Source organism: Thiovibrio sp. JS02 (assembly GCF_053485635.1).
In genome coordinates, this window is the sequence record NZ_CM130715.1 from 1,000,619 (window position 1) to 1,026,389 (window position 25,771).

Genomic DNA, 25,771 nt, shown 5'->3' on the forward strand with positions numbered 1-25,771 from the left:
CCTTCCTCGCTGATTTAAAGTTGTAATCATGCTGCAACGGCGTCTGCAAACAGCCTCAAGCGGTTGTGCTTTTTATCCATGCGCTTTGCGAAGTCCTCTTCATCCTCTCGGAAAAGCCTTCGGATGGTGCCTTCCAAGAAACCTTGGGCTGAGGCGATAATCTGCTCGACGTCCTTCCGGCTGCGGCCAATGGCCGCGGCCAGGGACATGCCCAGGCCTGCCATTTGAAGGCGAAGGGATTCCATGTCGCAGACGGTCTCAACCGTCGAGCGGACTACATGCAGCAGCCCGGAAAAGTCTGCTTTCTTCAGTTGCTGCCAGATTGAATGCGATTCGGCCCTGGATTGGTGGTTGTGCTCCCTGTCCACCGGGGCAGACGTAAGCCTTGCCCAATCATTAATAAGGTATGACCAGAGGGAGGAAAGGGAGTTGTTCAGGTCGTTCAAGGTATTGATGGGCTTGCCACCAAGGAACTTGAACTCTTTCAAGATCGAACGCCGGACCTGAAACTCGACACGGGTAACGTCAAGATCCTCGATGCTGTCCACCTCCCAGATCTGCATGAAGGGTTCGATCTTGTGGCGGGAGACGGTTTTCATTTCCTGGATCTTGTCATAGACCCGAAGCATCATATCGCCCGAGCCGATGGAAACGCCGGTCAGCTTGCGGTGGGTGAAGTGAGGGGAAAAGGTCACGGCCCTGGTGATCCAGTAGTCCATGTTGCCTACAGGCGTTTCCTTGATGTCCTGGCCGATCAGATCCACGCAAAGATGAACTTCTGAAACGCGTTCCTTGACCACAAAGCCGCCGAGGAATTCGACCATCTTTACAAAGTCCTCATACTGACGGTTGTAACCAGGGAGCCAGCAGGAAACAGAGCCTATTTCTAGGCGGCAGTTTGGCATATTGGAAGTATGCGTTCTGGTAGAGACAAGGAAGCGGATATCGCCCCGGATGAGGCGATACTGAAACATGCTCACACCGGACCGGCTGACATTGAACTCGAAGCCGCCCAGGTCTACAGGTTCGAAGTCTTTATCTTCCTCTTGGGCGGTCTGCTTGGCTCGTTCAAGACTTTCAAAAAGACGAGAGCTCGAAAAATCCACCCAGAAAGACATCTTCAAAGTATCAAGTCCGGTGGCTATTCGAGGCCCCCATGTCATTCGGGTCGGGGGGCCTTGATTTTGTCCCAGAAAATCAACGTGTTCGATGTTGTCTTTCATGGCTGAAGCTCCTTGGTTCGGGCTATGCGCCCAAGTTGATTGAGTACTTGAGAGAACTGTCTTTGACTGTCTGCTTTGAATGTGGCAGTCGATCATCCGGGAAATAACGTTTTGCATATGCTGCATTGAGAAGTTCGGTAATAACCAGTGGGGTGAGCGCTCCGCTTACCTCGGGCCGCTGGCCCTCACAAATCGGAAGATTTCGATAGACCGGCTCCGGGCGCTGCGTGTCCTGATTTTTATCTCGCGGACTCCAGGTTTTCGCCGCTCGAAAAAATCCGGCCTCTCCGCTCCTAGAGTTCGACATACAAAGACCGCCCCTTGCGAGTCAGCTTGTAAGGGAAGTCACCTTCCGTATAGAGCTGGCCGTCAAAAGAGATATACGTCTTGCCCATGATCACGAAGTATTTTGCAGGCTTCAATCTGGCCGAGGCTGATGAGGCATAAAGGGGAGCTGGTGTGCTTTCATGGGTGGATGATGCTGCGGAAGCGGTTGCGGTATCGCCACCGAAAGAGTGCAGCAGGCGGTAAACACCAAAACTGCCAAGCGCCAGAACGCCAACCAGGGCAAGGGCAATCTTTTTGACCAAAGGGTTGCTGATCTTCTCCACCTCGACGCCGCCCATCATGGACTTGTAAAGGGCGAAGATCTTCTTGTCCTTCAAGAGGACCTCTGTTTTCATGACATCGCCCTGGGAGATATGCTTGTAACGAAATTCCTTGCCGGTGAGGGAGCGGGTCCGGGCAACGCCATGGACAACTATCTCGCAAAGCTCCAGAATGTCCGGGGCGATCTTCTTGTAGCTCTGGGAGATCAGGAAAATATCTTGCTGAAAATGACGATGAAGCTCAAACCACTCAAATACAGGGCGATAATAATAGCGCTTATGAAAAAACCGCTGCGATTCGTCGATGACGTAAACAACCGGCGCATTGATGCATTCCGCAAGCATCTCCTGATAGTCGTGAGAGAAGAAAACATAACCCTTCCCGTATTTTTCAAGATCCCGATCATCAAGGCCCATCTCCTTATTACATTCATCAATCATTGTGTTCAGGCTGCGGTGCGGGATCTTCAAGGAGTCGATGTTCGTGATGATCACCACTTCCTTGTACTGCTCTTTCAGGAAATACCTGTCCAGATCCGGCTCGTAATCAAAGTATTGCTTCAGAAGATGATGGACGGCCCAGTAAGTTTTTCCCGCGCCTGGGTTGCCGTCTACAATTCGAACTGCCATTACTTTGGCCCCTCAACGGTTAATGGTTCCGGATTAGCGGTGTCAGCCTGGGAGGATTCGTAGGTGCGGGGGATTTGACGGGAAATCCTGATGTAGTTGCGGAACTCGAAAAGGTTATAGCCGATGCTTCTCAGAAGATCCTCGTACATGGCAAAGAAGACCTGAGGCATCACCGGCCGGGGGGAAATCAGACGCACAATTTCGCTGAAATCATCCGGGTACATGACCGCCTTGCCACGCACATCGGCATAGACCATTGTCAGCTGCTTGATGTCCACGCCGTCAAAGTCCAAAGTGACCAAATTGGAGGCAGCGCACACCGAAGGGGCCAGCAGCAGCCATGCAAGAAGGATGATTCTTTTCATCAGCGCACCATGGGGATGAGGTTCAAGGTCAAGCGAATGGTAAGCGCGGTGATGATGAAGCTCACCGCCTCGCAGATCCGCAGATGCGTTGCGAAGAAACCGCCCACGCCGTGGAACTGGAGAACGAAGGATTGCAAGCCTGAGCCGTCCGGCAGGTTGGCAAGGGTGGTGCTGATCAGCGTCTGGAACATCCAGGTTATGACGTTCTTGAGGATAATGGGCAGGGTGACGGTTACAAGCGTGATGATCAAGGCCCGCATAGCGATATAAGCAAGGGCCTTATCAGTAATGAACTTGAGGGCAAGGGAGACAAGCCCACCGGCAACTATAGGGATCATGATTTACCCACCACGATGAAGAAGGATAACAAAAGGGACGCGGCCACCACGGCGGCGCCCATGATTTGCAGGATGAATTGATAGTCGGTGAAATCTCCGATGATGATTTCCTGGCCCTTGTAGTTGTAGCGGATCACAGGGTCAGAGTCCGCGACCTCGGCCCTGGTGGCCTGGATAACATCGGAATAGGGAAGGCCGGCAGCAATGAAGTTGCCCAGGGTAGAGGAAAGGTCGCTCTCTGCCGGCTGGGTCACGCTTGAATCATATGAATTCGTTGGAAGGCTTGAAGAGTCGAGCTTCATCTCAAAGCCCTGGTCAAGCTTGGTGTTCAGTTCGTTCAGCTCGCCGGTTGTTTTCCTCATACCGGCGTTGAGTTCGTTCAGCTCAGAATCAAGGATATCACCAATAATGCCGGTATTATCCGCTACCGGGTCGCCGGTGTCCTTGGTGGTGGTGCCATGTTCGCCATTAGGATCGATGGTGCCGGGGTTGAGATCCGCCTGAGTAGGCTGGGGAACCGTGGTCGGGGTCTCTCCGGTGGGGACCGGATCGGTCCCGGCTATGGGATCGGGGTTATCCGAGTAATTTTCAGGTTCTTTAAAAAGAGGCTGACAGGGTTTATCACAGACGCAGGGCGTCATGTAGGCGATTGGTTCATGAAAGCCGGATTGAATTTTGACCGGTTCGCCTTCCGCTCTGGGACGGCCTATGTCGTTGGTATAGACCGACTGGGTGACGGAATCCATTGCGCCGAAAACATCGGCAGGGAAGGCCGTGCAGGTGGAATTGATGTGGGCGCCGGTGTCGCTGTTATAGGTGGACATAAGAGCATAAAGGGTGCCGCCGTATTGTGCGTCCTGGGGCGCATAGTCGCAGCGGTCGCAGATCCCGTCACCGTCTGTGTCTTTATCTGGCTCAAGCCCATCACAGGGATCAGGGGGCGGGGGAAGATCTGAGCATCCGTTAGGGGCATATTCAGAGGGTAATTTGTTTACCGTTGCCTGGGTAAAACCGGTTGAATGAAGGAAGGTGTTTTGAAGACCCGGAAAAAGAGGGCCCGGAGTTACGCTAACCCTCGAATCTACTTGTGTCCAATAGCCAGGGGCACCCTCAACCCAGTGCCAAGTCTTAAAGGTATGAAGGTAATAAACGCCGCCCTCAGGGACGAAATACCAAAGGGTAGGACCTACAGTAATGTAGCCAGTATCGGGATTGATGGTGAGTTCTTGATAGTCAACATTTTTGCCGCCAGTGCCAGCATCATTTGTGGCATACCATACAGCGGAACCGGCAAAGCATGTTTCAGCATGAGAACGGGAAACGGCCCCCAGTAGCATAAGCAGGGAAAGCCCTATGACTATTGAGAGCCGTTTCATGGCGAAACTTAGCCCCGCTTCATGAAGCTCAGCAGGTACTTACCGGCCCAGATGGTGCCGAGGGCGGCAAGGATGATCATGATGAGCGACTCGACCGGGCCGGCGTCCAGGGTGAAGGTAGTCAGGTCGAAGGCTGCATGGGCCGGAGCGGTTGCCACGGCCAGGACTGCAAAGGCGGCCATGAGGGCGGGGATGGAGTTGTTGAGTTTGTGGATCAGCTTTTTCATGTTGTTGTTCTCCTTGAGTGATTGTTTTTGTTTGTATTGATTGAAGAGTCAGACCGGCCGGGTCTAGCCTCGAAAGGCCCTGAAAATGCCGTAACCGATGGAAAAGCCGCATACGATTCCGGCCATCCCGTGCAAAACGATATGCCATTCCGCAAGGGTCATTTATTTATCCTCCCAGCTATGGCGGATCAGAGATCCGAGCCAGGTGAAGGGAAGGGGAAAGATGGCACAGACAAAGCACAGGGTGAAAAAGTAGTTGAAGGTTTGCTGCTCGACGTCCGTGCCTACCAGAAATTCAAGAGCTGATACGCTGAATGTGCCGGTTAAGAATTGCCACATGGCGCGCCTCTTTTAGTCAAGCTCGATGCGGTCGCCTTCCCAGATCTCCAATCCGGCCATGCCGGTCTTGTTGGAGATGTAGGGTTTGACCGAGATGGTGGAAAAGAACTGGTCGCCCACGGCAAGGCCGTTTTTCATGCTCTTGACGTACTTGAGATCGCCGTCGGTCAAAATCTTGTAGGTGTACATCATCTTGCCTTTCTGGGTTTTTTTGGTGAATACTTTGTGGACGGTGCCTTTTAGGTAGAGATCGTTCTTTTGCAGTTCCATTTTCTTGTCCTCGTTGTTTAGTGTTGGTGGGGGAGGCAGCGGTTAAAAATCGTCAGTGCCCATGGGGTTGTCGTCGTCTTCATCCTCATCCAGGCCGAAAAGGGGTTTGTCTTTCTCGTGATTGGCCCGGTCTTCAAAGCCATAGTCTCCGTAGTCGCAGGGAGGAAAATCACAACGCTCGTAATAGCCGGAAACCTCATAGCTGACCGGTTCTAAATCGGTATCAAGTGAGTCTGAATCAGGAAAAGTGTCAGAAGATGAAGAGGACATTATCTCTTCGAGCCATTCGTCTCTTCTCTTCTGCTCTTTGTGGTCAAGATATGCACCGGTAAGGGTGAAGTCCTTTGCACCCTCAAGCGAATCAAGTTTGTCACCAAGGTCGATGCCATGACGCTTCATGAAGGTGATCAGCTCGCGGCCTATAAAAACAACACCCAAAGCCCCGAGCATGATCATTATCAAGCCCTGGATTGCTTCCGACTTTAAAGAGTTGAATAGGACTATTGGAATATCGTTAAAGGTCGGCATGTCAGGCCTCAATTGTTGCTGATACTTTCGCCAAGGTAGAAGGTGCCGAAAAGCTTGTTGGTGGCGGCATCGGTTAAAAGCAGTTTGCTTGCAGAGATGAAAGATTTGGAAAGGCAGAAAGATGTGGCGTCCAGGCGGCTGCCGAACCAGGCGAGGTGTGAGTGGTCGGAGTTCAGGACGCAATAGCCTTGGTCGATGATCGGGGCCGGGGTGGTGATCGCTTCGGCTGCTGGCATTTTCTCTTCCTCCAGTGATTAAAAAAACGTTAGGGGATGGTGTGAAAATTCGGGTAATATCAAAAGTAACGGAATAACATCATGTTAAAAACGGATATTCATAGAATGATAAATATCATTTTTGAATATAGTTATCGAAGATGAATGGTAATGTCAATCAAAAATAAATATAAAATATCATTTTTGAATGTATGGGGGAGGGTGCAAAGCGTAACCCCTATAAAAACATTGATAGAACTCGCTGAATTTACGAAAACTTCTCAGCCAACCGTATCAAGGAAAAAGAAGGAAGATGATTTCCCTGTTGAATGGGCGTTTATGATTGCCAGAAAATACGATCTCAACACCGACTGGCTAATGACGGGTGAAGGCCCCAAGCGGTTAGGGGAAGAGGAGGCACCACAGCAAAGAATCATCCGTGGGTATCTGGCCGAGTGGATTGAGGAACAGGAAGAGAAGGATCCCAACTTCTTCATGAACTTTACAAGCGAATGCCTGATATCTTTCCCGGAGTTTGCGGAGTGGCTCAAAAAACGGAAGGCGACCACCGTGGCTGAGAGCGGTCATTCAAGGCAGAATGTAGCATAACAACAAGATTGAGCAATAAGGAGAATCCCGTAATTGGCGGGATTTTTTTTAAAAAAATGCCTGACGGCAAATAGGAGAAGTGCGGGGAATGGCCCAGCAGCAGAACACAAAAGATGTAATCTATTCATGGGTCGATGAGAATGGCAAGACCCATTACAGCAACTATAAGGTCCTCCCAGGCAAGGCAGATAAATCAAGTCAGGATTTGCCGACAGGCGCAGCCAAAGAGGGCAAGACCGTAAAAGCACAAGTGCAGCCCGTGAAGCCAGATGGAATGATGAAGCCGAAAAATATATTCTCGGCATTAAGCCCTGCATTGGGTTTCATCGTATTATTGGCCATTCTAAAATTGATCCTGGATAAATGGATGGATGAAAAGAAACGGAAAGGAAGAAGTTTAAAAAAATACAACGGACCAGATGCAAGAGAGGCAACAATTAACAACAATTACTACCATCAACACAATTACTATTATGGCAGCGAAAGACAGGAAGGCCCGCAACCTAATAAAGAATGGTCACAGGCAATAGTTGAAAAAATAGCAGAAGTGTCAAAGCTCATAACCCATGAGCCAAAAATAACGGATGATCCACCATCCTGGTCACTAAAATTTATTCAAGAAATTGAATGGAGGGAATTTGAAAAGCTTTGCGCAAAAATTATAGAAGAAAAGGGGTTTGTGGCGAAAGTCGGGGACGTTGGCCCAGACGGTGGCATTGATATTCACATCTACGAGCAGGACGACCAAGAAAAGCTTTACGGGATAGCCCAATGCAAAGCACAAAAGCAGGATATTAAAATTGATGTCGTAAAAGCGTTCAGGTGGACCATGAACGCAAACCAAGCAGATAAAGGCTTTTTCTTCACCTCGGGGAAATTTTCAAAACCTGCACGAAGATTCGGAGAGGAAGAAGGCATTGAAATGCTAACCGGTGAAGATCTGCTGAGAACGATAAAAGGACTCCCGGAAGAGAAGCAAAAAAGCATCCTGAAAGAAATTGCAAATACGGACTACAAAACGCCGCTTTGCGTAAGATGCGGAATCAAAATGGCCAGAAGATCCAACCCAAAAAACGGGGATGAATTTTGGGGATGTGTCAATTTCCCAAACTGCCGGAATATAATTCAAATCAGTAAAAGATAAACGTGTTCCCCTCCAACTTGCAATGTGGGCCGCAATGTGGGCTTTTATGGTTCCCAAAGGTGGATTATGACGGAGAGTAATTCCTGTAAGTGCCTGAAAAAGAAAGGAAGTGTTACGTCTGGAACGGCCTCTCACGCCGGTAACACGGGTTCGAGTCCCGTAGGGGTCACCAAGTAAAATCAAGGGTTTAGGCAGCGATGCTTAGGCCCTTTTTTGCTTTGGTGGTTGGGTTTGGTGGTTCCTGGTGGTACTTGCCTCCATGGCAAAGTACCTGGAGCGCTGGCCGCAAAGAGGATAGCCTCTTGATGTACCGTTCGGTGGTTGCAAGATTGCGGTGACGCAGAATCTCCTTGATGTCCACCATGGGTACATTCGATTTTGCCAGTATGCTCGCCGTCAGGTGCCTGATTGCGTGGAAACCGAAAGGGGCAACCCCGGCCCGCTTGCACAGTCGCCTCATGAAGTGCTGGCGGTACAGATAGGGCTTTCCTGTTTCAGGTTCTGGAAAAACCCACTCGCCGATCCGTTGCTCATGCAATCGTTGCAACGCCTCGTGGAGTTCATCCGTCATTGGCAACCAGTCATATTCCAGCGAGCCGTCCCGTCGCTTCCTGGTGTAGAGTCGTACCTTGGCCTCCTCAAAATCCACATCCTGCCATCGTAATCCGAACAGTTCCGACCGTCGGGCCGCAAGGTGAAGATAGGCCAGAAGCATGATCCTGTCCCGTTCGTTGTCTGCCGCCTTGTAAACCTTCCAGAAGTCTTCCTCCGGAGGGACGTAGCGGTCGTGACGCTGTTCCGGGAACCGGTCAACCAGGCAGGGATTGGGGGCGGGAAGTCCCATATACTTCATTCCCCAGTTCCATGCCGCGACAAGGTTCTTCCGCTCCTTGTTGGCGGCGTAACCTGATCTTGCCTGTGCCTGTACCTGCAAGTAATCAAGCACCTTGCCGGGGGTAAGCGCCTCGACGCTGAGCGAGGGGCCCTGATGCTTGAGAAAGCCTTTCAGGGCGCTTTTTTTCTCGTCCCAGGTCTTGGCAACGAACTTTGATTCGGCATAGGCGAGATAGCGGGTCGCCCAATCAAGCAAGCAGACCGTATGGGTCTCGTTCGGGGGCGGGGCTAGCTGCACCCTTTTCCGTTCTTCCACTTCCCACGCGATCGCTTCCTTTTTGGTCGGGAAGGTTCTTCTTTTGCACTTCCCGTCCTTCGCTAATACTTGTCCGAGCCATTTCGTGCCACGTTTGTATGGCATGTTGCACCTCCTTTTCGAAAAAGCGGTAGGTGCGGCCCAGACGAATGCCTCCCAATCGTTGGTAATACTTCCGCACGGTTTTGATGTCAATCGCCAAAATTTCCGCAACCTCTTTTACAGACAAAGCCGCCCCGAGGTGCCTTCTCAGTTGTTCCATGGAGTACCTCATTAATTGTTAGTACCCATCTCCGATGACAACTGTAAGCTCTATTTCGAATTTTATCCAATAAAATTAGTGAGTTATTTCTGTACTCGATATATGATACAGAAATTTCTTTCTTAACTGGCTGATTTCAAAAAGAAAGATTTTTTTAACCCGGGATACTGCACGTAATTGTTTTGCCGAAGCGCGAGAGGAGCGCTACGTTCATTTCAAAGTTTTTTACAGACAATTCGCAGTGCAAAAGCAGAATATTGATCATGCCGATTTCAGGGTAACGCTACCAAGAATTGAGTTCGCAAGCAGGGGGAATTTGAGCATTTTAGCTTTTCCGAGAAATATAGTTAACTCAAGTAAAAACTTGATAATAGGAAATATTAAGCTTTGTTAGGAAAAAACTTGTCTGAATTTTTCCACTGGAATACAAATGACTATGGCGAATCTACGTTGATAGGCACGTTGGGAGGCCGGTTATGGAGCGCAGGCAGTCTGGCGAGTTTGTGAAGTTATAAAGAAACTGTATTATTTCTTGTTGGGCGTGAGAAAACATGAACGAAATATTCACAACAATTATTGGGAGCATAATCACTTTAGGCTTGGCTGTTCTATTTGGCCTAAAGGGCATGCCAACTGAGATGGGCATCATTGTTGCTGCTGGCGCAATCTGCTTATCCTTCCTAAATATAGACAAAATCGAACGATTTAAAGGTGCTGGTTTCGAAGCGGAAATGAAGAAGGCAGTAGCAGAAGCGAACGCAACGGTAGAACAGCTAAGAGAGGTGGCCGCAACATCTGCCAAAGCAATACTCACAGATCTAATGGCTGGAAACTTTATGGATGGAATGACGCTTGAAAAGCGTTTAGAGCTTCACGATCAAGTAATTGCAAGTCTGAAAGGAATAGGCGCATCTGAAAACCAAATCCGTAATGCTGATGAAATGTGGAAAAGAGGAATCGGAATTGTTTTCCACAGAGGCATCCGAGTTGCTATAGAGGGACGGGAGAACCCCCATCAGGTGAATGCGAAGGCTGAAAAACACGTTCTCGATGCATCGAAAGAGTTCCAAAGTTTGCTGCAATTCTCAGAGTGGAAAGCTCAAACATCGGAACAAATGAGAGCTTTCATCGAAGAAAAGGGATAAATCTCATGACTACAAATGTCATATGCTCGTTGTGGATTTTCACAATAAAACAATTCAGGCCAAGGCTCGTGGTCGTGTACATAATTATTATACATATATTGTCCGAATCTTAATGGGCGTGTAAAGAATTTTGTGTAAATGTTTTTTGTGATCAAAATTCCGGCAGCCTGTCTTCAAACATGATGCTGAATTGATTCAGCGCCGATTTCCAGTTTTTGATCGGCATCGTCCATCGTTTCGAAATATTCGTCAGCGCCAGATAGAGCAGCTTGAACATCGACTCGTCATTCGGAAAAGAGCCCCGGTTCTTAGTGACCTTGCGCAGGGACATGTTCAACGATTCGATGGTGTTGGTCGTATAGATCACCCTGCGGATCTCCGGAGGATAGGCAAAATACGGGATGATTCGCTGCCAGTTGTTCTGCCAGGACTGACTTATCCGAGGATGGGTAGCATCCCATTTTTCCCCGAAGCTGATCAGGTTTGCCTCGGCCTGTTCTACGGTCGGGGCGCTGTAAATCTCCTTCAGGTCGTCCGCCATTTCCTTGCGCTGTTTCCAGGAAACGAAATTCAGGCTGTGCCGCACCAGGTGCACGATGCATAACTGGACCTGGGCGGCGGGGTACGCCGCTTCGATGGCCTCCGGAAAACCCTTGAGCCCATCGACACAGGCGATCAGGATATCCTTCACGCCCCGATTTTTCAGCTCGGTCAGGATGGCCAACCAGAACTTGGCGCCCTCGGTCTCGGCGGCCCACATGCCGAGAACCTCCTTCACCCCAGTCATCGTCACGGCAATCGCCAGGTAGACGGCCTTCTTGATGATCTGGCCGTTGTGCTTGACCCTGATCCGCACCGCATCCAGATAGACGATGGGGTAAACATCTTCCAATGGCCGGTTCTGCCAGAGCCGGACCTCTTCCGTGACGGCGTCGGTCACTTGGGAGATCAGGGTCGGTGAAATCTCAACGCCGTAAATCTCCTCCAGATGGCTCTGGATATCACGGGTGGTCATCCCACGGGCATACATGGAGATGATCTTGTCATCAAACCCCTTGAAGCGGGTCTCTCCCTTGGGAACGATGATCGGCTCGAAGGAGCCGTTCCGGTCACGGGGAACCGCGACGTCAATCTCGCCAAAATCTCCCTTGAGCTTTTTCTTGTAGCTGCCGTTTCTGGAGTTGCCGCTGTTTTTCCCAGCCGGAGCGTTCCGGGGATAGCCGAGGTGATCGGTTATCTCGGCCTGCATGGCCCGCTCCAGCAGGGCCTTGGTCAGTTGTTTCAGTATGCCGTTCTCGCCGATCAGGTCTTCCGGCTTTTTGTAATCCGCAATTAATTGGTCAAGCAATTCTTTGGAAATGGCCATATCTCTCTCCTTGGTTGGGGGCGAACTTTTCTACCCCCGGAATGGCCATTTACACAATCCTTTTTACACCCTCATCTTAATTTTTTATCTGTTCTTAACCATTCTCTCCAGCAGTTAACTAAATCTACCAAATTAGATGGATAATTACCAAACCGCATAACAATTCACCATAGTTGACTCGGTTAAAGCGCGGCAACGGTCAGCATCGCGCTCGCAGCTTTTTTTATCGTTAAGCCTGTAGGAGAAGTTAATTTATTATCTTAGTCAACCGCGGCAGGAGACTGCCGCGGCTCCACATTTGGCTGTTTTTATTCCCCAACAGAGACGAGCTGCCAACCTTTTTCCGTCTTGGTAAAAATCACCTCTTCTTCCTGGTGCGAAAGATCGCCCTTCTTGAAATCTCCGTATGTGAACATCAATGTCATCAGCGAGGACGATGCTTTGGCCTGCTCCTGCAAAGATGCCTGATTTTGATGCAACTCTGCGGATAGCTGCTTCCTCAGGTCCTGCAATGAAATTTTGAACCGGAAATCATAGGCAACGATAGTAGTATAATGATTGCCGCTCAGTTCTCCGCTTTTGACGTTGAAGTTGATCACTTCCCTGATTGTTCCTGCTCCATCCTTGGTCAGTTCGTGGGTGACCAGTTTTTCGATCTCAGATTTGCTGGGGCTGCTTGGGGAGCAGGCGGTGATGAACGTAATAGTGACGAGCAAGGTTGCCAAAAGTTTTCTCATGTAATTTCTCCATATTATTGTTTTTGTGTAAAAATCTGTTTTTGGAAATGGTATCTGATTGATCCCTCCACTTTTGTTTGATTGTCGTCTTGTGAATTCCAGGCACAATATACCCGTGTGGCTATCAGAAACTGATAGCATGCGATGGTAGGCTTGTATGCCCAAAGGGGCTTGCGCCCCTCAAGCACCGTCGGCATCTTCGCTCAGGCATTCGAGATCTCGCGGGCGCAGAGTTTCGCCGCGCATAACCTTGGCTCTGAGGACAGGGTGGTTGAAGACCAGAAGGGCTTTCGACCACGGGGCATTTTTTTCGAGGGCTTCATACCGGCGGAAGAACTCTGCGTAGGCCTGGCTGATTGCTTCTGCCTCGACCATGTCGCGGACCAGCAGGTGCAGAATTTGATCAGTGCACTGTTTTTTTCTGAAAACGATGGTGTAGCGTATGTTGGCGTGGTTCATGTTTTGGTCTCCTTTTTTGTTGATTTTTTGTATATTGAGCATAAGGCTATCAAAAGCTGATAGTGTTGTTTGCGGAAGATATTTGGCAGGAAAATTCGCCGAAGCATTCAGCTATCAAGGGGAAATAGTTCGTTTTTGCAGTGGAGTGTCTGCCGGGGTGCGGCCGGGTTTAAACTTGAGGAGGTATTGCTGCCATGGCTCTGAAAAAGGGTAAGAACTGGGAAGAGAAAGTAAGGGTCAAGAAAGGCATTTTGGCTGCGCTCCAGCAGGGAGACGGGCTTATTACTCAAAAGCAGATATGCAGGGATTTTGGAATCAGCCAGCCTACCTTTTACCGTTATCTTGATGAGTTGCGTCAGGAGCTTAGGGATCTGTCTAACGACATCGAACTGGTCTCGCGTAACGACTGCGAAGAGGCCGGCACATACAGATTGAAGGTGAGGCGCAATACACCCGCCGAGCTCGATTCCTACGGGCGGGTGAAGGTGGATATCTCCCGAGAAGAAAAGCGGGCCCTTGCCCTGATCTGCCACCTGTTTGACGGCTCGGATGAGGTGCAGACGCCTGAGAGAAAAAAAGTTGGAGATCATCTCCATTGTCTTCTGAACAAGCTCCTTGCGAATGAGACGAATCCATACGAGCTTGAGAGATATAGCAGTGAAGTGGTTTTTTCCGCCAACAGCACAACGGGGGAATACACCCAGTTGGCTCTGTTGTTCACCATCTATGCCGCCATACTGGAGAACGTCCCCTTGGATATCTCTTACCTCTCAAAGGAGACCGGCAAAAAATCGTCACGCATCATCGATCCCTACTATCTTGAGATGCTGGAGGGCGAGTGGCGGCTGCGTGCTTATTGTCGCAAAAAGAAGGCCTTGCGCACCTTTGCCCTGCATTCGATCAGCTCATGCAAGGTAGTGGATGGTGTCAGATATTTAGATCGCGATGAGCTGCCGACCCCGGCTGAGGATTTGGCTCGCGCCTTTGGGCCGTATATGGATATCGACGTGGGAGATGATGAAGAGATAGTGGTCCGCTTCACTGAAAAGATCCGGCATCAGGTGGAAAATCTCTCGGGAAGGCGTTACCGCATCAAAAGCAGGAAGGTATTGCCGCGTGGAGGGGTTGAGGTGGTGTTTGTGGTAAATCATATCTACCTGGTGGAGTGGCTGCGCCGCTTCCTGCCGGAGATCGAGTACATAAGCCATGACGGGCTGCGCAAGACCTTGGTTGAGAAGATCCTCCAGCCGCAGATCAGCAAGCTGACTGCAATGCCGGAGAGGAAAAAATAAGCGATTCTGGCTAGGTGAGAAAAGGGCAGTAATTTTCTTCAGCGTCTATAGGGTCAACGTTCTTGAGAGGGTTGGCCGGAAGGAGAAGTGTATGGATTTAGAGTGCGGGGAATTGCATAAGGCTGCGCGCGATGGCAATGCGGCGGGCGTCAAGGAGTTGCTTGAAAATGGTTGTGACGTGAATCAGACTGCAGGGCCGTTTGGGCCAACTCCGATTCAATGCGCGGCGTGGCAAAGGTTGGACGAACTGGACCCGGGGGAGTGGCCCGCAAAAGAAGATGAAATACTGGAAACGGTGATGCTCCTTGCTGAGAACGGTGGGGATTGGTCGCGTCGGTATGCGTTCACAAAAGGTTCAGTCCCCCTTGAAAAAGTGAGGGATTTTCTCGTCTTTATGCAGAAATACAAGGAGCGAGGATTGTCGATAGGGAGTATCCGGGCGATGTACAACAACGGAGCGGTGCGGTTGGCCGTGATGGATCTTGCTGGGGTGTCTAATGAGACTGTCATGGAAGTTTTCGAAAAAACACAGAAAAGGCCAAGGCCTGTCCGTTTGTAAGATCGATTTTGCAATCAAGCAGAGAACGACGGCCGTTGGGTAGTGTTCAAGGGATTGTTCATCTCTCTTGGCAACATTCAATGAATAACTTCACCATAGGTCTGGATTGGGACGGGACGGCTACCGGCTACGAGGCCAGCTTCTCTTTCCTGGCAAAGCCCTTTGCCAAGTGTGTGGTTTCACGGTCAACCAGGGAATTGCGCGGTGCGCGAGTTGCTCTCCTGGCCTTCGCCTTGAGCTAGCTTTTGGACGGTGCGGGTTATGGTTTTTCCCTGTTCCAAATCATTTAACAGAGAAAGTCTTGAGGTTGGTTACCTCTCACACTCGCTTGGGGCGTTGTTGGTTCTGTTGGGGGGTAGCTTTTTGCTCTTTGCAGGTGCAAGTTGCCGGGTTTTCTAGTATTCCCTTGCAAGGGTTTAGGACGGTCGAAGGAGTAGATGCGGCGGCAGTCCCCAATTCAGAGCGGTGATTATGCCATTCTATAACCAAGGGAGTGACGTTGTGGTCATGAACTGAAAGCATACTGCCGAAATGGACAGTTCCTTCGAGCGGCATGAAGGGTTTGAAAGAAATTAAGAGGGTGAGGTCAGCGTAATTGTAAACTTGAAACCTTCCAGTGAAGGCGGAAATTTCATAAAATAATCCAAAGAGGTAGTTGAGCTTTTCAAGAATATAAGACGGTTTATGCACATGGCCCCAAGGGTCGGGTGAGTTGTGCTTTGTGACAATATAGAGTGCTTGGAGCATGGAAAAGGGGTTGTTCTTGTAGTTGAGCATCTTCACAAAATCTTTGAAGAGTTGCCCCTCGTCGGCATCGGTGGCAACAATTGTGGAGCCGTTTGGTCGGAAGCAACATAATTTTCCTTTGATAAGTTTAAGCACTCCCTCTGTACAAGGGTATGCCGGGGTGCGACTTGAAGAAATTGGATCCCACCTCTGTTCCGCGTTTTCGATTTTATGAATTTCTTGAGTTGATGAGTTAAAACCATCAGAGGAGTCATAAAAGCCATTTAAGAAAAGAAAAGGGTAAAGGCGTGTGCAATCATAGTCCGAATAGAAAATGTCAGGAAACTTCCACCGTGCTTTCCAGACTTTCACCTCAGCCAACAGTTCGGCGAGGGGCTTTCCGTTTTGGGGTTGGAAATATGCTGAGTCTACACGTTTTCCGTTGGGAAGTTGATATTCCCTAGCCCACTGGTCTCCGCCTGTCTTTTGTTTTAGATGCTTGCCATTGCAGCAAAATTGAGGGTTCTTCGAATAGTTTTTATATTTGCATGAGGCATCTTCCCCGAATAATCCGTCCAACAGGCACGTTATGGGTGATCCGGCTTTTAAGTTCCGCAAATTTTCACATAGTTTGTTATTGCAGGCCTCTTCGTCAAAACCGGTATTTTCTTTAAAGTCATAAGCCAGTGCCGCCTTGACCAAATCATCCTTCGGTGCCATTGGTATTCTCCGTGTCGGTATCGTAAGGTCGTTCTTTGTCCTATCGAATCTCTGGTACAGCGTATCTCGAAAGGTGGCGGCACGTGATTCGCCCTGTTGTTGCAGTAAGACTCCCACGGCTCGGTAGTCGTGCCTTAGAGTTAACAGCAGTGCCTCTGTGCTGGCTATTTATACATTGCACTTCTCATCCCGGTAAAGAGGAAAAAATGACTTGATGTGCGCTTCCGCATCCTTTGTCTGAGCCTCATTTCGTGCGGCCTCCTCATCCTTTTTCCTTCCTCCAATCCAATGCAATTGCAACAGAATTCTTTAATTATCTGCTTGTAACTTGTCTTCAATCATCCAAAATCGAATGCCCCATGCCATAAAAGGGCAGGGCAAATCCTGAGAATATCCTGCTGCTATGGGAAAAAATCGACATTGGATAATCGCTATCAACTTTTGAGTGTCTTCTCATTACTTAGATATAGAAATCAACCAATGGACCAACAGGCAGAGACCAAAGGAGAAGACGCGATGGTGATGAAAAAAACTTCAAAAGCCCAACAAGTTAACCTTAACGATGCCATTTTGTTTGGAGAAAAGCTCGTGAAGGAAGTTGAGCTGACCAAATCTGCCCTTGACGAGGGCGTGGAGGATACCGACCATCTTGCCGCGCTTCGCGCATCGTTTGAGGCGCGGCTCAGGCCGCTGCGCAATTTGGCCAACGGGATTCTCTCCGCCGAGAATGGGGATAACTCCATGCGCGAGGCTGCAGAGGATGTTCTGCGGGCATATGAGGAGGTCATAGGGCACTTTGAGCGCGAGGCCAGGGCGTTGTCTCACCTTGCTGAAGTTCAGGAAGCCCTTGACGACGATATGAGCCCCGATGAAGAGGACGAGATTGTGAACGAAAATGATGTTGAGGAACCTGTGGGGCAGGACGTGTGGGAAAAGGCTGTTGCCCAGGCAGGGAGCAAACACCTGTTAACGCAGAATTCTCTTCCGGCAGGGCAGGACATGGAGAGACAGGAGGACTCCCCCAGTCAGATTGATGAGATTTTGAAGCGGGTGAGTAGCAGGGCAGTGAAGTATCTTACCTTGTACCACAATTGTGACGAGTTTTCGAAGAGGCTTGCTATGCAGATTGAATCTTTGCCTGAAGGGGCAAGCCGGGAAGCCTTTGAGCGGCGATGGCTGACGGCTATCGGCAATGTGCATTCCGTCTCAGGGGAGAACCGTGCCAATGCCGCAAAGATGGTGTTGGAGGCGGATTACAATCTTCTTTTCAATGCCGGCCGAAAGCCTGTTCTCTCTGCCGCTCATGTGAGGCCATTTATGAAAAAGGCCATGGACTTTTTGCATAATGGCTGCCCGTGCCGCGGGTCTGTCGCCCAGGATGTGCTGATCTGTTTCACGCGAAGGTTGCTTGGCGAAAGTACAGCCACATTCCCGGTTCTCTATGGTCCCCCCGGAGGCGGGAAAACCCATATGGCCAGGATGGTTGCCGAGGCATTGTCCGCCGCGGGCATACCGACCGATATTTTGATTTATTCGATGGCAAAACCCACTTCCTCTCTCGCCGGGGATGAGATGACGATGTGTCTTTGCGGAACCGACAGCCACTGGTCAAACAGTGATAGCGGGCAGATTTACAAAAAGGTTGCCATGACCGGGCGGCAGCCGCTGCTGATCGTGGTTCTCGATGAGGCTGACAAGGCTCCGGAAAAGCGTAATCTGCTCATGAACCTCCTGGATCCCGATCAGCCGCTGATGGACAATTTTGTTTCCAGTTTTTTCCCTGAACACGACCTCCGACAGAGGGTGCTTTTCCTTCTGACTGCCAACAATATCGATGCGCTTGCCATGGGTAATGATGATCCTTTGGCCAGTAGGCTGACAAAGATTGCTTTTGAAGCATACAGCAGGAAGGAGATGGTTGAGGTGGTTACCCAACTGGGAGTACAGCGGCTGGCGCAACAATATTCACTTTCCCCCGGCGCATTTCGTGACTTGGCGAATGACGCGATCGATGAACTTGGCATGACTGTTTCCTTCAGGAAAATCATGGACAGGGTAGGGGAGTTGGCATTTCTGAAAAATTACCGTTCGTGCTTGAAAAACCCAGGGGGTATGGAAAAAAAGATCCCAATCCCTGAGCCGCGCCCGCAAAAAATGGGCTTCATTTAAATAGAGTGGATGGGGGGCAGCAAGCTACGGTGGTTGCCGCCCTCCCCGGAATCGTGGTGAGCATTGTGGTAAACGATCGAAGCATTTTGACTGCCAGCCAAGCTCAAGGGGAAATCTTGACCTGGCCTACGCCTGGGAGCTTGGGCCGTCCGTCTGTGAATGATCTCGGTTAATTTTCATGCAGGCCCAAGAAAAAATCGATACCGGCGGTTTGCTGTCAAATCTTGAGAGTCTTCTCGTTATACTGACAATGAATATCAATCAGTGATCCACCAGGCAGTGGCAAACAGGAGAAGGCATAATGCAGTGGAATGAAGAAAAATCAAAATCTCAACCAATTGACATTGCCGAGTTTGCTCTTTTGGTCAGGGAGAGGTTCATGATGGACATTAAACGGACTCTTGGTACCCTGGAAGACGCTGGGGTTATGGATGCCAGCTATCTTTTAGAGCTGTATTCATCGTTTATGGGGTGGGTTGGTCCGTTTCTCGAGTTAACAATTGATTTCAGAAACAAGGGTTGTGTTGATCAGTGTTGGACCGAGGTGGATGACATTATTTGGAGAGAATATTTTGATCTCCATACGCGTTTTCAGTGCGAGTCAAAGGTGATGTCCGCCTTGACTGGGCAAGATGCTGTGCTTGAAGATGATCTGCTTACTCAAGAGGATGAGCAATGGGTGGTCCAGGAAATAAGGAAAAGAACGACCGCCCAGGCGCGGAGAACAGATCTTTTACAAAAGCGCCCTGCTACCCCACAGAGTCGGAAGCGAAAAAATAAAAATCTGACTTACTGCGATGTTCAGGCAACAGTGTCTGTTTCGATAAGCATTGTTCAGTCTTCGGTATACATTGAAGAATAGGCAGAGTTTTTAAGGCAATATAAGTGAAGTTGCCCTATCCGGAATCTTGGTGAGCATTGTGGCCAAATGATCGGGTCCATCTAACTGTTAGCCCGGGCTAAGAAGGAAATCTTAGCCTAGCCTACGCCTAAGAGCTTAGGCCGTCCCCTATGAACGGCCTAGGCTAAGCTTAGTAAAATATCGCGAAAAAACTCTATAAGATCAAATAGATATTTATTGTGTGGTGGGGTATGATAGGTCAAATAATTCGGTTGCCAATGTGAGAAAGTTCGATAAACCAAAAATTATCAGCAAAACCCAGAAAGAGTATCAGCGCATACTGGCGATGGGTGATATGCATGGCTGCGCGAATCATCTCCGGCACTTGCTCGATGAAGTGAAGCCGGGGAAAGACGACCTCGTCATCACACTGGGAGACTACATTGACAGAGGCGCGGATTCCAAGGGCGTCATCGATACCCTGATCAGCCTGCATCGAGATCCGAATATCAATATTGTCAGCCTGCGCGGCAACCACGATGCCATGCTGCTCATGTGTTTCAATGGGATCTCGACGGACGAGTTTTATCCGTCATCAGATGGTTGCGACGAAGAAACCACCGAGGTCTGGGAGATCGTCGGCCAGCAGGAACCGGCTCATCTTTGGTTCGGCAACCAGGGGCAAACGACTCTCCGTTCGTATTGTCAGGGCTCGGAGCCAGAAGAGATCCGCGTTGCCGATCTTGCGGTTAACATTTGTATTTCAGCCCCGTGTTACCAGCAAGATCTTTATCATCTCATGGCCGAGCTGATCCCCCAGGAGCATATCGAATTCCTGCGGGACACTTGCGTCGATGTCCTGGAGATGGACAACTATATCTTCGTCCACGGGGGCCTCTGTGCAGATCTCCCCCTGGCCGATCATCCGATTTTCCCGCTGCACTTGATGCGGTTCGACAAAACATGGCAGCCGCATATCTCGGGAAAGAAAGTGATTTGCGGGCATACGCCGCAGCCGGATCTTTTGATCCACGATCTCGGCCATGCCATCTGCATTGACACGGGCGTCTACATGCCTAAAGGCCTCCTTTCATGCGTTGATGTCCTGGCCGGCCAGGCCTGGCAGATCGATGGAAGTCCGCACCCGGCCCAGCGGCCGGTTGTTCACTATGACCACGGGAGAATCCCCTTTGTGCGGATCTCCCAGCTTCCCGCCGAAGAACAGAAAGAATTCAAGAATTGGATTATCGGCCACAATGTCCCGTTTGCCGGCTGCGCCTGGCCGTGGGACTATAAACGCTGGCGGGCAGGTGAAGAAGATAAAATATGAAACTCCATATTTTAGCTGACCTGCACAACGAATTCGGCAGGTTTGTGCCGCCCGAAGCCGATGCCGACCTGGTGATCCTGGCCGGCGATACGGATCTCGGCACCAAGGGGATCGAATGGGCAAAGGAGGCCTTTGCCGGCAAGCCGGTTCTCTTGGTGCCGGGCAATCATGAGTATTACGGTTCGGTCTTCCAGAGTTTACAGCAAAAGATGCAGGAAGCAGCGGCTGGCTCAAATGTCCATTTGCTAGGCTGCGACAAGTACGAACAGGACGGTATAGTCTTCCTTGGCGCTACCCTGTGGACCGATTTTAAACTTCTGGGTGACCAGCGAATCGCGATGCTGACTGCCAAAGACGGAATGAACGACTTTAAGAAGATCAGGATGCTTCCCAGCTATCGCCCCTTGTCGCCAGCCGCAACGGTTAGCTGGCATACCAGGGCCATGGGGTGGCTGAAGAAAGAACTGCAGGCAGCGACTGGCAAGAAGATCGTGGTGATCACCCACCATTTGCCGTCGCTCAAATCGGTCCCAGAGCGATACAGAACCGACCCGATCAGCGCGGCCTTTGCCTCGAATCTCGATGAATTTGTTGCCACCTCCGGAGCTGTGCTGTGGGTCCACGGTCATACCCATGAGCCGTGCGACTACGTGCTGGGCGAAACCCGGGTGCTGTGCAATCCCCGCGGTTATGACGGCAGGGAAACTACCGGCTACGCACCGGCGCTGGTGGTGGAGGTTTGAGCATGATCTACTGGGTTCTGACTGACACACATCTCGGCCACCGCCGGATGCACGAATACTGTGACCGGCCGGAAGGCTTCGAGGAGCAAATCTTTGCCGGCTTGGGTGTGGTCAAGCCCGATGACGTGCTGATCCACCTCGGCGATTTTTGCATTCGCCGCGCCCAGTACTGGCATGAGCAGTTCATGGCTCGATGCGTCGCGGCAAAAAAGTGGATGCTGCGTGGAAATCACGATAAGAAGACTACATCATGGTATCTGGAGCACGGCTGGGACTGCGTAGCAACCCAGCTTATCATACGGCTGTATGGACGGGATCTGGCGTTTTCTCACTACCCACTGCCGGAAAACAGCGAGTGGGATCTCAATATCCACGGCCATCTGCACAATACAGATCATCGACTTCGCCGCGAGCCAGAACTTGCGGACAGAATTTCAGAGCACCACCGGCTTGTCAGCCTTGAGGAAAACGACTATCAGCCGATCAATTTGCGGAAGATTGTCGAGAGGTGACCATGTCGTGGCATTATATTGATTGGAAAAGTAAAGGAACGCTATGAAGCCTAAACGCATCATTCTCGTACGGCACGGCGAATTCGAAGGCAATGTTGACAAGCGCAGGCTTGAAGTGGTTCCGGATAACTTCCACAGCCTGACAGAGAATGGCGTCCTGCAAGCCAGGGCAGCGGGCGAGAAGATCCGTGAGATCGTTGGCCGCGAGACTGTGCATGCCTATGTCTCGCCCTGGCATAGAACCAGACAGACCTTTGCCGAGATCCGCCCGGCGCTCAACGTCGTCAAAGCCTTTGAAGATCCTCGGATCAGAGAGCAAGATTGGGGGCATCTGCGCGAGGTCGCGGCAAACGCGGCAATCCAGAAGGAGCGTTTGGCCTATGGAACCTTTTACTATCGGATTCCCGACGGCGAGTCCGGCGCGATGTGTACGACCGGGTAAGCAGTTTTCTCGAAACGCTCCATCGGGACTTCGCCAAGGACGATTATGCAGAGAACACACTGGTCATCACCCACGGCCTGTCTATGCGGATTTTCTTCATGCGCTGGTTTCACTGGTCGGTGGAGGAGTTCGAGGCATTGAAAAACCCAGTCAACTGCGAGATCGCTGTTATGGAGCAACAGCAAGACGGCAGATACTCTTTGGTAGCGGAGTTGTAAAAACGATGAAACACCGTCACCTGGTTACCTCGGCTTGGACCCTGGCTGCTATCGATAGCTGCATCTGCCGCGGTACTGAGGCAGATTACGCTGAACTTCGCCAGGCTGCTTTCGCCGATCCGGAGATCATTCAGAAAATCCGGAAGGTCTGCGAATCAGTCCTGGCGAAGGACTACGAAGAAAATTACGATTGCGTATTATACGAAGCTTGGCTGAATTGGACAAAGACCATATTTGAAAAACTCCAGGCAGTGCTGGATGCGCCGCTGGCTGACAATCCTGCCCTTAAAAAACTTTTGGCAAGCAAGGCCCCTTGGGAGTGAGACGATGGCATACCTGCACGAACACTGTTTTGACTGCAAGCAGCGACTGGGGAAGGAGTGGAAAGAAGTCCACAAATGGCTTGATGCCCTCTTTGCCGAGTATGGCGCCGCTCACCGCTGCCACCGCCATCACACCGAGGGCATCGAGGAGATCCGCCGCATGTGGGGCGACGAGGCCGCGATCGCTGCCAAGATCCACGTTTTGGTCGATTGTTGGGGCATCCCTTCCCGTGCCGACTATGAAAACGGCTGGGTCAACTCCAACGGCTACACCGAAGAATCAACCGAGCAGGAGGCCCTGATGATGCTCAAGGCTATTACGGAAGAAGTCCGTGCCGCAACAGAGAAACGGCTTTTATATCTGGCTATCAAGCTCTTTGAGGGCAATGAGGCCGAGGCCAAAAACTGGCTGAACACCCCGAATACAGGACTTGACGGGAATTCCCCCTTTGAACATGCGAAGACAGATGTTGGCTCCCAGGAAGTCGAGGCCCTGATTATTCGTCTGGAACATGTGGTATTTTGATTTGAGTGTAGTGGTTCAGGCTTGATCTGATAGTTCCCGGTTTTTCGGAAGTGTCTGTCAGATCAATGGTGGACTCTATTTCATGAAAAATCCGGAATTCAGCTGCGATCCGGCCTATCCGTCCCAGGTGCTTTAAAGGAACATGAAGATGGCTATACATTTCGTGAAAGATGCCACAGTGACGAACCTGGAATAGTTCACAGTTGCCCAAATGCCGTAAGTCATTATAGTCTCTGTTGTCCCCAATCCCTGCGTAATCCTGGTTGCTCGCCTTCCTTGGAGATATCTTGCCAGGGAAGCGTGTTGTGGCACAGATAAGTGTTATGTCATGATCTATATCGTCTGCATTGGTTTCCTGGTTATTTTCTTTGGACAATGGATCGTCGTCCCGAAGATAAAATTCGATCTTTAAGTCTATTTCATAATCCGTCAGTAATTGGTCATTGGTCCGACATAGCGGTTCCATTTTCTCGGTTAGAATGAGGCATTCATGCTGAACAGTTTTTTCCCAGGCAAATAGAAACTCATTAAGGTTTAGCGCCTCCTGAACTTCTTGAGGCGAAAGTTTTGCCCTGCAATCCTTCCGGTAGTTCCAGAAGGCATGCAGTACCTGGCTGACTTTGGGACCAGTTGCCACTTTTTCCATTTTAATATCGTTATAGTAGATTGTGATGTCAGGCATCTCCTCTGCGATAAAGCCGGTCAAAGGGATAACCAAGTCTGCCTGCGAAACAAAACTGATAATAGCTTTGATGTCAGCCGGCCGGATTTCCTTCCTGAGTTCCAAAGGGAGATAATATTTGTGCACATATCGCTCTTCACAGTAATGGTGTTTCATGCACTGGAAAAAATTTGTCGTTACGTGGTTGGTCATTTTTGTACCCCTGCAAGACTCAAGGTTCCACCGATAACAGTTTCTGGTTGTGGGTAAATAGCGAATCTCTGCAATTTCCCGAGAGAAACAGGCTTTTCACGATGGCTTTGCGATCTTCATCAGGTACCAGTTTGTTGTCTGCTTTACGAATCTCTTGAAAAATCCAGCGATTCTCTTTGCGCTTGATAAGTAGGGTGGCACGTAATGGCTGCATGATCTTGTAAAAATAAAGATCACCCTGCGCTACTTTCTTTGCGAAGGAAAAACAGCAATGGCGCTGCTGTAAGCCTTCAGCATGCAGATCTGCTGCGGTAGTAATAGGTTCTATATTTTTGGTGCCAGCAAAGGGGGCTGGAGGGAATTTGAGTTGGCTTAGACTCTGCGGCGCTTGTTTTAATTGCAAATTCATCAACCTGTCGTGGGTTCTTACTACTTCCGCAATAGATGTGAATGGTCCAGGGAATCGGTAATCCGGGATTGCTTCTAGCATTCTAAAGGTATCGAGCAGCAGAAAGGGAAGTTGTTTCCTGTTGTTGCCAGGAATATTTTGCTTTTTATCAAGCAGGCTGTGGAAGAATTTGTCTCCAAGGTATGGACGAATTTTTTTGATCGCCATCAAGCTGATAGTGCTTGGTGTTATGGCGGGAAGATGAGCCAACAATTTCCTGTTATCTTCGATTTTCAGGGCGGCCCGCAGCAGGAGAAGAAGCTCAACACTAAGATTCTCTGGAAATAGTTTCCGGAAGATGCGGCGTACTCTCTCTGTCCCTGGAAAACCAAGCCATGCCAGAATTTTCTTTTGCTTTTGAAAAACCAAGCTTCGTGCTGCACGTATTGGTTTGGTCGGCTTGGGCTGATGAAAGGCCCAGTTACTTGCAAGAGCAAAAGCCAGGGCAGGGTTGCTTATACTTAAGTCCAGTGCGTTGGGACAGCGAGAAAAGAGGCAGAGCATATTCCATCTGCGAGATCCATAGCGTCTTACTTCCTTAAACATTTCTTCAGGGAAAGAGGAACGAAACGCCGCGACCGCATCATAGTTCCGCTCGATGGCTTGTATTTTATAATCCTCTAATGCGGGAGCAAAATATATGTTGGGCTTTAGGTATTCGGCAAGAGACGTCGACCAAAAGAGTTTATCGTCATCGACAAGGGTCTCAGAGGCGTATTTCCTGTCTGGTCGCCAATCATGTGATCGTCGCTTAAGCCATGCCAGAGGCTGCTCTCCTCCCCGCATGACAAGGATGTGGCGGTCGGTGAAATGATATAGTTTTCCGTTTTTATAGGCGTAACCCCACCGACCTTGAGTAAAATCGGGTTTCATGTTCAGCCCCCAATTGAGTTGTTGTTCAATTAACGGATCCCCTAGCCGGTTGGACTGGGGAACCTATTGAGCGAAATATATCAATTTGGTGTGACAGAATGTGTCGCGAGGAAAAGATTAGGGGCAGGGGAGATTATCCGTAGGATATATCTTTTGAAGCGCTCCGGACGTTTAGCAATGGTGG

30 protein-coding genes and 1 pseudogene are annotated in these 25,771 nt (G+C 50.0%); 14 read left to right on the forward strand and 17 right to left on the reverse strand.

The window, feature by feature from the left end; genetic code table 11:
• Positions 1–26: 26 nt before the first annotated feature.
• The 6 genes from ACUUL3_RS04755 to ACUUL3_RS04780 form a co-directional block, all read right to left on the reverse strand.
• A complete protein-coding gene (locus ACUUL3_RS04755; RefSeq protein ID WP_448555079.1) occupies positions 27–1,223 on the reverse strand; it encodes a hypothetical protein in 1,197 nt (398 codons plus the stop codon).
• 293 nt (positions 1,224–1,516) lie between these two features.
• Complete coding sequence (locus tag ACUUL3_RS04760; protein ID WP_448555081.1) at positions 1,517–2,461, reverse strand: zonular occludens toxin domain-containing protein; 945 nt, start codon at positions 2,459–2,461, stop codon at positions 1,517–1,519.
• Positions 2,461–2,826: a hypothetical protein gene (locus ACUUL3_RS04765; RefSeq protein ID WP_448555083.1), complete on the reverse strand. Its 366-nt coding sequence runs from the start codon at positions 2,824–2,826 to the stop codon at positions 2,461–2,463. Before ACUUL3_RS04765 ends, ACUUL3_RS04760 begins: the two co-directional genes overlap by 1 nt.
• Positions 2,826–3,164, reverse strand: coding sequence for a hypothetical protein (locus ACUUL3_RS04770; protein WP_448555085.1), 339 nt, complete (start codon positions 3,162–3,164; stop codon positions 2,826–2,828). Before ACUUL3_RS04770 ends, ACUUL3_RS04765 begins: the two co-directional genes overlap by 1 nt.
• On the reverse strand, positions 3,161–4,540 hold the full coding sequence (locus ACUUL3_RS04775) for a hypothetical protein (RefSeq protein WP_448555087.1): 1,380 nt from the start codon (positions 4,538–4,540) through the stop codon (positions 3,161–3,163). The genes ACUUL3_RS04770 and ACUUL3_RS04775 overlap by 4 nt, the downstream gene beginning before the upstream one ends.
• 8 nt (positions 4,541–4,548) lie before the next feature.
• Positions 4,549–4,767, reverse strand: a complete 219-nt coding sequence (locus ACUUL3_RS04780) for a hypothetical protein (RefSeq protein ID WP_448555089.1) — start codon at positions 4,765–4,767, stop codon at positions 4,549–4,551.
• Positions 4,768–4,794: 27 nt separating this feature from the next.
• Here ACUUL3_RS04780 and ACUUL3_RS04785 point away from each other — a divergent pair, with 27 nt between their 5' ends.
• Positions 4,795–5,073 (forward strand): hypothetical protein, encoded by a 279-nt coding sequence (locus tag ACUUL3_RS04785; RefSeq protein ID WP_448555091.1) that lies wholly within the window; start codon positions 4,795–4,797, stop codon positions 5,071–5,073.
• A 45-nt stretch (positions 5,074–5,118) separates the two neighbouring features.
• On the opposite strand, the gene ACUUL3_RS04790 is transcribed toward ACUUL3_RS04785, so the two are convergent.
• The 3 genes from ACUUL3_RS04790 to ACUUL3_RS04800 are packed head-to-tail and all read right to left on the reverse strand — an operon-like array spanning position 5,119 to position 6,140.
• Positions 5,119–5,376 (reverse strand): hypothetical protein, encoded by a 258-nt coding sequence (locus ACUUL3_RS04790; protein ID WP_448555092.1) that lies wholly within the window; start codon positions 5,374–5,376, stop codon positions 5,119–5,121.
• A 42-nt stretch (positions 5,377–5,418) separates the two neighbouring features.
• A complete protein-coding gene (locus ACUUL3_RS04795) occupies positions 5,419–5,904 on the reverse strand; it encodes a hypothetical protein (RefSeq protein ID WP_448555094.1) in 486 nt (161 codons plus the stop codon).
• Positions 5,905–5,912: 8 nt separating this feature from the next.
• Positions 5,913–6,140, reverse strand: coding sequence for a hypothetical protein (locus ACUUL3_RS04800; RefSeq protein ID WP_448555096.1), 228 nt, complete (start codon positions 6,138–6,140; stop codon positions 5,913–5,915).
• A 150-nt stretch (positions 6,141–6,290) separates the two neighbouring features.
• Here ACUUL3_RS04800 and ACUUL3_RS04805 point away from each other — a divergent pair, with 150 nt between their 5' ends.
• Positions 6,291–6,728, forward strand: coding sequence for a helix-turn-helix domain-containing protein (locus ACUUL3_RS04805; RefSeq protein WP_448555098.1), 438 nt, complete (start codon positions 6,291–6,293; stop codon positions 6,726–6,728).
• An 88-nt stretch (positions 6,729–6,816) separates the two neighbouring features.
• A complete protein-coding gene (locus ACUUL3_RS04810; protein WP_448555100.1) occupies positions 6,817–7,872 on the forward strand; it encodes a restriction endonuclease in 1,056 nt (351 codons plus the stop codon).
• 187 nt (positions 7,873–8,059) lie between these two features.
• On the opposite strand, the gene ACUUL3_RS04815 is transcribed toward ACUUL3_RS04810, so the two are convergent.
• Positions 8,060–9,004, reverse strand: coding sequence for a tyrosine-type recombinase/integrase (locus ACUUL3_RS04815; RefSeq protein WP_448555102.1), 945 nt, complete (start codon positions 9,002–9,004; stop codon positions 8,060–8,062).
• The gene (locus tag ACUUL3_RS04820) at positions 8,955–9,284 is read right to left on the reverse strand and encodes a helix-turn-helix domain-containing protein (RefSeq protein ID WP_448555104.1); all 330 of its coding nucleotides are present in this window, start codon (positions 9,282–9,284) and stop codon (positions 8,955–8,957) included. Before ACUUL3_RS04820 ends, ACUUL3_RS04815 begins: the two co-directional genes overlap by 50 nt.
• Positions 9,285–9,835: 551 nt before the next feature.
• Between ACUUL3_RS04820 and ACUUL3_RS04825 the strand changes: the two genes are divergently transcribed.
• Positions 9,836–10,429, forward strand: coding sequence for a hypothetical protein (locus ACUUL3_RS04825; RefSeq protein ID WP_448555106.1), 594 nt, complete (start codon positions 9,836–9,838; stop codon positions 10,427–10,429).
• 151 nt (positions 10,430–10,580) lie between these two features.
• Here ACUUL3_RS04825 and ACUUL3_RS04830 read toward each other — a convergent pair whose 3' ends face one another.
• The 3 genes from ACUUL3_RS04830 to ACUUL3_RS04840 all read right to left on the reverse strand — a co-directional run bounded on the left by ACUUL3_RS04830 (position 10,581) and on the right by ACUUL3_RS04840 (position 12,991).
• The gene (locus tag ACUUL3_RS04830; protein ID WP_448550836.1) at positions 10,581–11,795 is read right to left on the reverse strand and encodes an IS256 family transposase; all 1,215 of its coding nucleotides are present in this window, start codon (positions 11,793–11,795) and stop codon (positions 10,581–10,583) included.
• Between the two features lie 308 nt (positions 11,796–12,103).
• On the reverse strand, positions 12,104–12,532 hold the full coding sequence (locus ACUUL3_RS04835; RefSeq protein ID WP_448555107.1) for a hypothetical protein: 429 nt from the start codon (positions 12,530–12,532) through the stop codon (positions 12,104–12,106).
• A gap of 180 nt (positions 12,533–12,712) precedes the next feature.
• Positions 12,713–12,991, reverse strand: a complete 279-nt coding sequence (locus ACUUL3_RS04840) for a hypothetical protein (RefSeq protein ID WP_448555109.1) — start codon at positions 12,989–12,991, stop codon at positions 12,713–12,715.
• Positions 12,992–13,185: 194 nt separating this feature from the next.
• Between ACUUL3_RS04840 and ACUUL3_RS04845 the strand changes: the two genes are divergently transcribed.
• Positions 13,186–14,283, forward strand: coding sequence for a helix-turn-helix transcriptional regulator (locus ACUUL3_RS04845; RefSeq protein ID WP_448555111.1), 1,098 nt, complete (start codon positions 13,186–13,188; stop codon positions 14,281–14,283).
• A 91-nt stretch (positions 14,284–14,374) separates the two neighbouring features.
• Entirely contained in the window at positions 14,375–14,842 is a 468-nt protein-coding gene (locus tag ACUUL3_RS04850) for a hypothetical protein (protein WP_448555113.1), read from the forward strand.
• Positions 14,843–15,160: 318 nt separating this feature from the next.
• Here ACUUL3_RS04850 and ACUUL3_RS04855 read toward each other — a convergent pair whose 3' ends face one another.
• The gene (locus ACUUL3_RS04855; protein ID WP_448555115.1) at positions 15,161–16,288 is read right to left on the reverse strand and encodes a hypothetical protein; all 1,128 of its coding nucleotides are present in this window, start codon (positions 16,286–16,288) and stop codon (positions 15,161–15,163) included.
• Between the two features lie 516 nt (positions 16,289–16,804).
• Here ACUUL3_RS04855 and ACUUL3_RS04860 point away from each other — a divergent pair.
• The 8 genes and pseudogenes from ACUUL3_RS04860 (at position 16,805) to ACUUL3_RS04895 (ending at position 23,392) form a co-directional block, all read left to right on the forward strand.
• Positions 16,805–18,457, forward strand: coding sequence for an ATP-binding protein (locus ACUUL3_RS04860; RefSeq protein ID WP_448555117.1), 1,653 nt, complete (start codon positions 16,805–16,807; stop codon positions 18,455–18,457).
• A gap of 301 nt (positions 18,458–18,758) precedes the next feature.
• Positions 18,759–19,319, forward strand: a complete 561-nt coding sequence (locus tag ACUUL3_RS04865; RefSeq protein ID WP_448555119.1) for a hypothetical protein — start codon at positions 18,759–18,761, stop codon at positions 19,317–19,319.
• Positions 19,320–19,578: 259 nt separating this feature from the next.
• Positions 19,579–20,628: a metallophosphoesterase family protein gene (locus ACUUL3_RS04870; RefSeq protein ID WP_448555121.1), complete on the forward strand. Its 1,050-nt coding sequence runs from the start codon at positions 19,579–19,581 to the stop codon at positions 20,626–20,628.
• Positions 20,625–21,371 carry a metallophosphoesterase gene (locus ACUUL3_RS04875; RefSeq protein ID WP_448555123.1) on the forward strand — a complete coding sequence of 249 codons (747 nt, stop codon included), beginning with the start codon at positions 20,625–20,627 and terminating at the stop codon, positions 21,369–21,371. The genes ACUUL3_RS04870 and ACUUL3_RS04875 overlap by 4 nt, the downstream gene beginning before the upstream one ends.
• Positions 21,372–21,373: 2 nt before the next feature.
• The gene (locus tag ACUUL3_RS04880; RefSeq protein ID WP_448555125.1) at positions 21,374–21,883 is read left to right on the forward strand and encodes a metallophosphoesterase; all 510 of its coding nucleotides are present in this window, start codon (positions 21,374–21,376) and stop codon (positions 21,881–21,883) included.
• Positions 21,884–21,926: 43 nt separating this feature from the next.
• Positions 21,927–22,543 (forward strand): annotated as a pseudogene (locus ACUUL3_RS04885) (histidine phosphatase family protein).
• Between the two features lie 5 nt (positions 22,544–22,548).
• The gene (locus tag ACUUL3_RS04890) at positions 22,549–22,866 is read left to right on the forward strand and encodes a hypothetical protein (RefSeq protein ID WP_448555127.1); all 318 of its coding nucleotides are present in this window, start codon (positions 22,549–22,551) and stop codon (positions 22,864–22,866) included.
• Positions 22,867–22,870: 4 nt separating this feature from the next.
• The gene (locus ACUUL3_RS04895; RefSeq protein WP_448555129.1) at positions 22,871–23,392 is read left to right on the forward strand and encodes a DUF6915 family protein; all 522 of its coding nucleotides are present in this window, start codon (positions 22,871–22,873) and stop codon (positions 23,390–23,392) included.
• Here ACUUL3_RS04895 and ACUUL3_RS04900 read toward each other — a convergent pair.
• Both ACUUL3_RS04900 and ACUUL3_RS04905 read right to left on the reverse strand, forming a co-directional pair.
• Positions 23,364–24,266 (reverse strand): hypothetical protein, encoded by a 903-nt coding sequence (locus ACUUL3_RS04900; RefSeq protein WP_448555130.1) that lies wholly within the window; start codon positions 24,264–24,266, stop codon positions 23,364–23,366. The genes ACUUL3_RS04895 and ACUUL3_RS04900 overlap by 29 nt on opposite strands.
• Before the next feature lie 19 nt (positions 24,267–24,285).
• Positions 24,286–25,587 (reverse strand): PcfJ domain-containing protein, encoded by a 1,302-nt coding sequence (locus tag ACUUL3_RS04905; RefSeq protein WP_448555132.1) that lies wholly within the window; start codon positions 25,585–25,587, stop codon positions 24,286–24,288.
• Between the last annotated feature and the right edge of the window lie 184 nt (positions 25,588–25,771).

Excerpts from the sequence above, each read along its gene's own strand:
- ACUUL3_RS04780 (WP_448555089.1), bottom strand. The coding sequence starts at position 4,767 with ATGAAAAAGCTGATCCACAAACTCAACAACTCCATCCCCGCCCTCATG.
- ACUUL3_RS04805 (WP_448555098.1), top strand. The coding sequence starts at position 6,291 with ATGTCAATCAAAAATAAATATAAAATATCATTTTTGAATGTATGGGGG.
- ACUUL3_RS04840 (WP_448555109.1), bottom strand. The coding sequence starts at position 12,991 with ATGAACCACGCCAACATACGCTACACCATCGTTTTCAGAAAAAAACAG.
- ACUUL3_RS04895 (WP_448555129.1), top strand. The coding sequence starts at position 22,871 with ATGGCATACCTGCACGAACACTGTTTTGACTGCAAGCAGCGACTGGGG.
- ACUUL3_RS04800 (WP_448555096.1), bottom strand. The coding sequence starts at position 6,140 with ATGCCAGCAGCCGAAGCGATCACCACCCCGGCCCCGATCATCGACCAA.
- ACUUL3_RS04835 (WP_448555107.1), bottom strand. The coding sequence starts at position 12,532 with ATGAGAAAACTTTTGGCAACCTTGCTCGTCACTATTACGTTCATCACC.
- ACUUL3_RS04810 (WP_448555100.1), top strand. The coding sequence starts at position 6,817 with ATGGCCCAGCAGCAGAACACAAAAGATGTAATCTATTCATGGGTCGAT.
- ACUUL3_RS04875 (WP_448555123.1), top strand. The coding sequence starts at position 20,625 with ATGAAACTCCATATTTTAGCTGACCTGCACAACGAATTCGGCAGGTTT.
- ACUUL3_RS04790 (WP_448555092.1), bottom strand. The coding sequence starts at position 5,376 with ATGGAACTGCAAAAGAACGATCTCTACCTAAAAGGCACCGTCCACAAA.
- ACUUL3_RS04765 (WP_448555083.1), bottom strand. The coding sequence starts at position 2,826 with ATGAAAAGAATCATCCTTCTTGCATGGCTGCTGCTGGCCCCTTCGGTG.
- ACUUL3_RS04905 (WP_448555132.1), bottom strand. The coding sequence starts at position 25,587 with ATGAAACCCGATTTTACTCAAGGTCGGTGGGGTTACGCCTATAAAAAC.
- ACUUL3_RS04795 (WP_448555094.1), bottom strand. The coding sequence starts at position 5,904 with ATGCCGACCTTTAACGATATTCCAATAGTCCTATTCAACTCTTTAAAG.
- ACUUL3_RS04900 (WP_448555130.1), bottom strand. The coding sequence starts at position 24,266 with ATGACCAACCACGTAACGACAAATTTTTTCCAGTGCATGAAACACCAT.
- ACUUL3_RS04760 (WP_448555081.1), bottom strand. The coding sequence starts at position 2,461 with ATGGCAGTTCGAATTGTAGACGGCAACCCAGGCGCGGGAAAAACTTAC.
- ACUUL3_RS04820 (WP_448555104.1), bottom strand. The coding sequence starts at position 9,284 with ATGGAACAACTGAGAAGGCACCTCGGGGCGGCTTTGTCTGTAAAAGAG.
- ACUUL3_RS04775 (WP_448555087.1), bottom strand. The coding sequence starts at position 4,540 with ATGAAACGGCTCTCAATAGTCATAGGGCTTTCCCTGCTTATGCTACTG.
- ACUUL3_RS04855 (WP_448555115.1), bottom strand. The coding sequence starts at position 16,288 with ATGGCACCGAAGGATGATTTGGTCAAGGCGGCACTGGCTTATGACTTT.
- ACUUL3_RS04845 (WP_448555111.1), top strand. The coding sequence starts at position 13,186 with ATGGCTCTGAAAAAGGGTAAGAACTGGGAAGAGAAAGTAAGGGTCAAG.
- ACUUL3_RS04890 (WP_448555127.1), top strand. The coding sequence starts at position 22,549 with ATGAAACACCGTCACCTGGTTACCTCGGCTTGGACCCTGGCTGCTATC.
- ACUUL3_RS04770 (WP_448555085.1), bottom strand. The coding sequence starts at position 3,164 with ATGATCCCTATAGTTGCCGGTGGGCTTGTCTCCCTTGCCCTCAAGTTC.
- ACUUL3_RS04860 (WP_448555117.1), top strand. The coding sequence starts at position 16,805 with ATGGTGATGAAAAAAACTTCAAAAGCCCAACAAGTTAACCTTAACGAT.
- ACUUL3_RS04755 (WP_448555079.1), bottom strand. The coding sequence starts at position 1,223 with ATGAAAGACAACATCGAACACGTTGATTTTCTGGGACAAAATCAAGGC.
- ACUUL3_RS04880 (WP_448555125.1), top strand. The coding sequence starts at position 21,374 with ATGATCTACTGGGTTCTGACTGACACACATCTCGGCCACCGCCGGATG.
- ACUUL3_RS04830 (WP_448550836.1), bottom strand. The coding sequence starts at position 11,795 with ATGGCCATTTCCAAAGAATTGCTTGACCAATTAATTGCGGATTACAAA.
- ACUUL3_RS04825 (WP_448555106.1), top strand. The coding sequence starts at position 9,836 with ATGAACGAAATATTCACAACAATTATTGGGAGCATAATCACTTTAGGC.
- ACUUL3_RS04850 (WP_448555113.1), top strand. The coding sequence starts at position 14,375 with ATGGATTTAGAGTGCGGGGAATTGCATAAGGCTGCGCGCGATGGCAAT.
- ACUUL3_RS04865 (WP_448555119.1), top strand. The coding sequence starts at position 18,759 with ATGCAGTGGAATGAAGAAAAATCAAAATCTCAACCAATTGACATTGCC.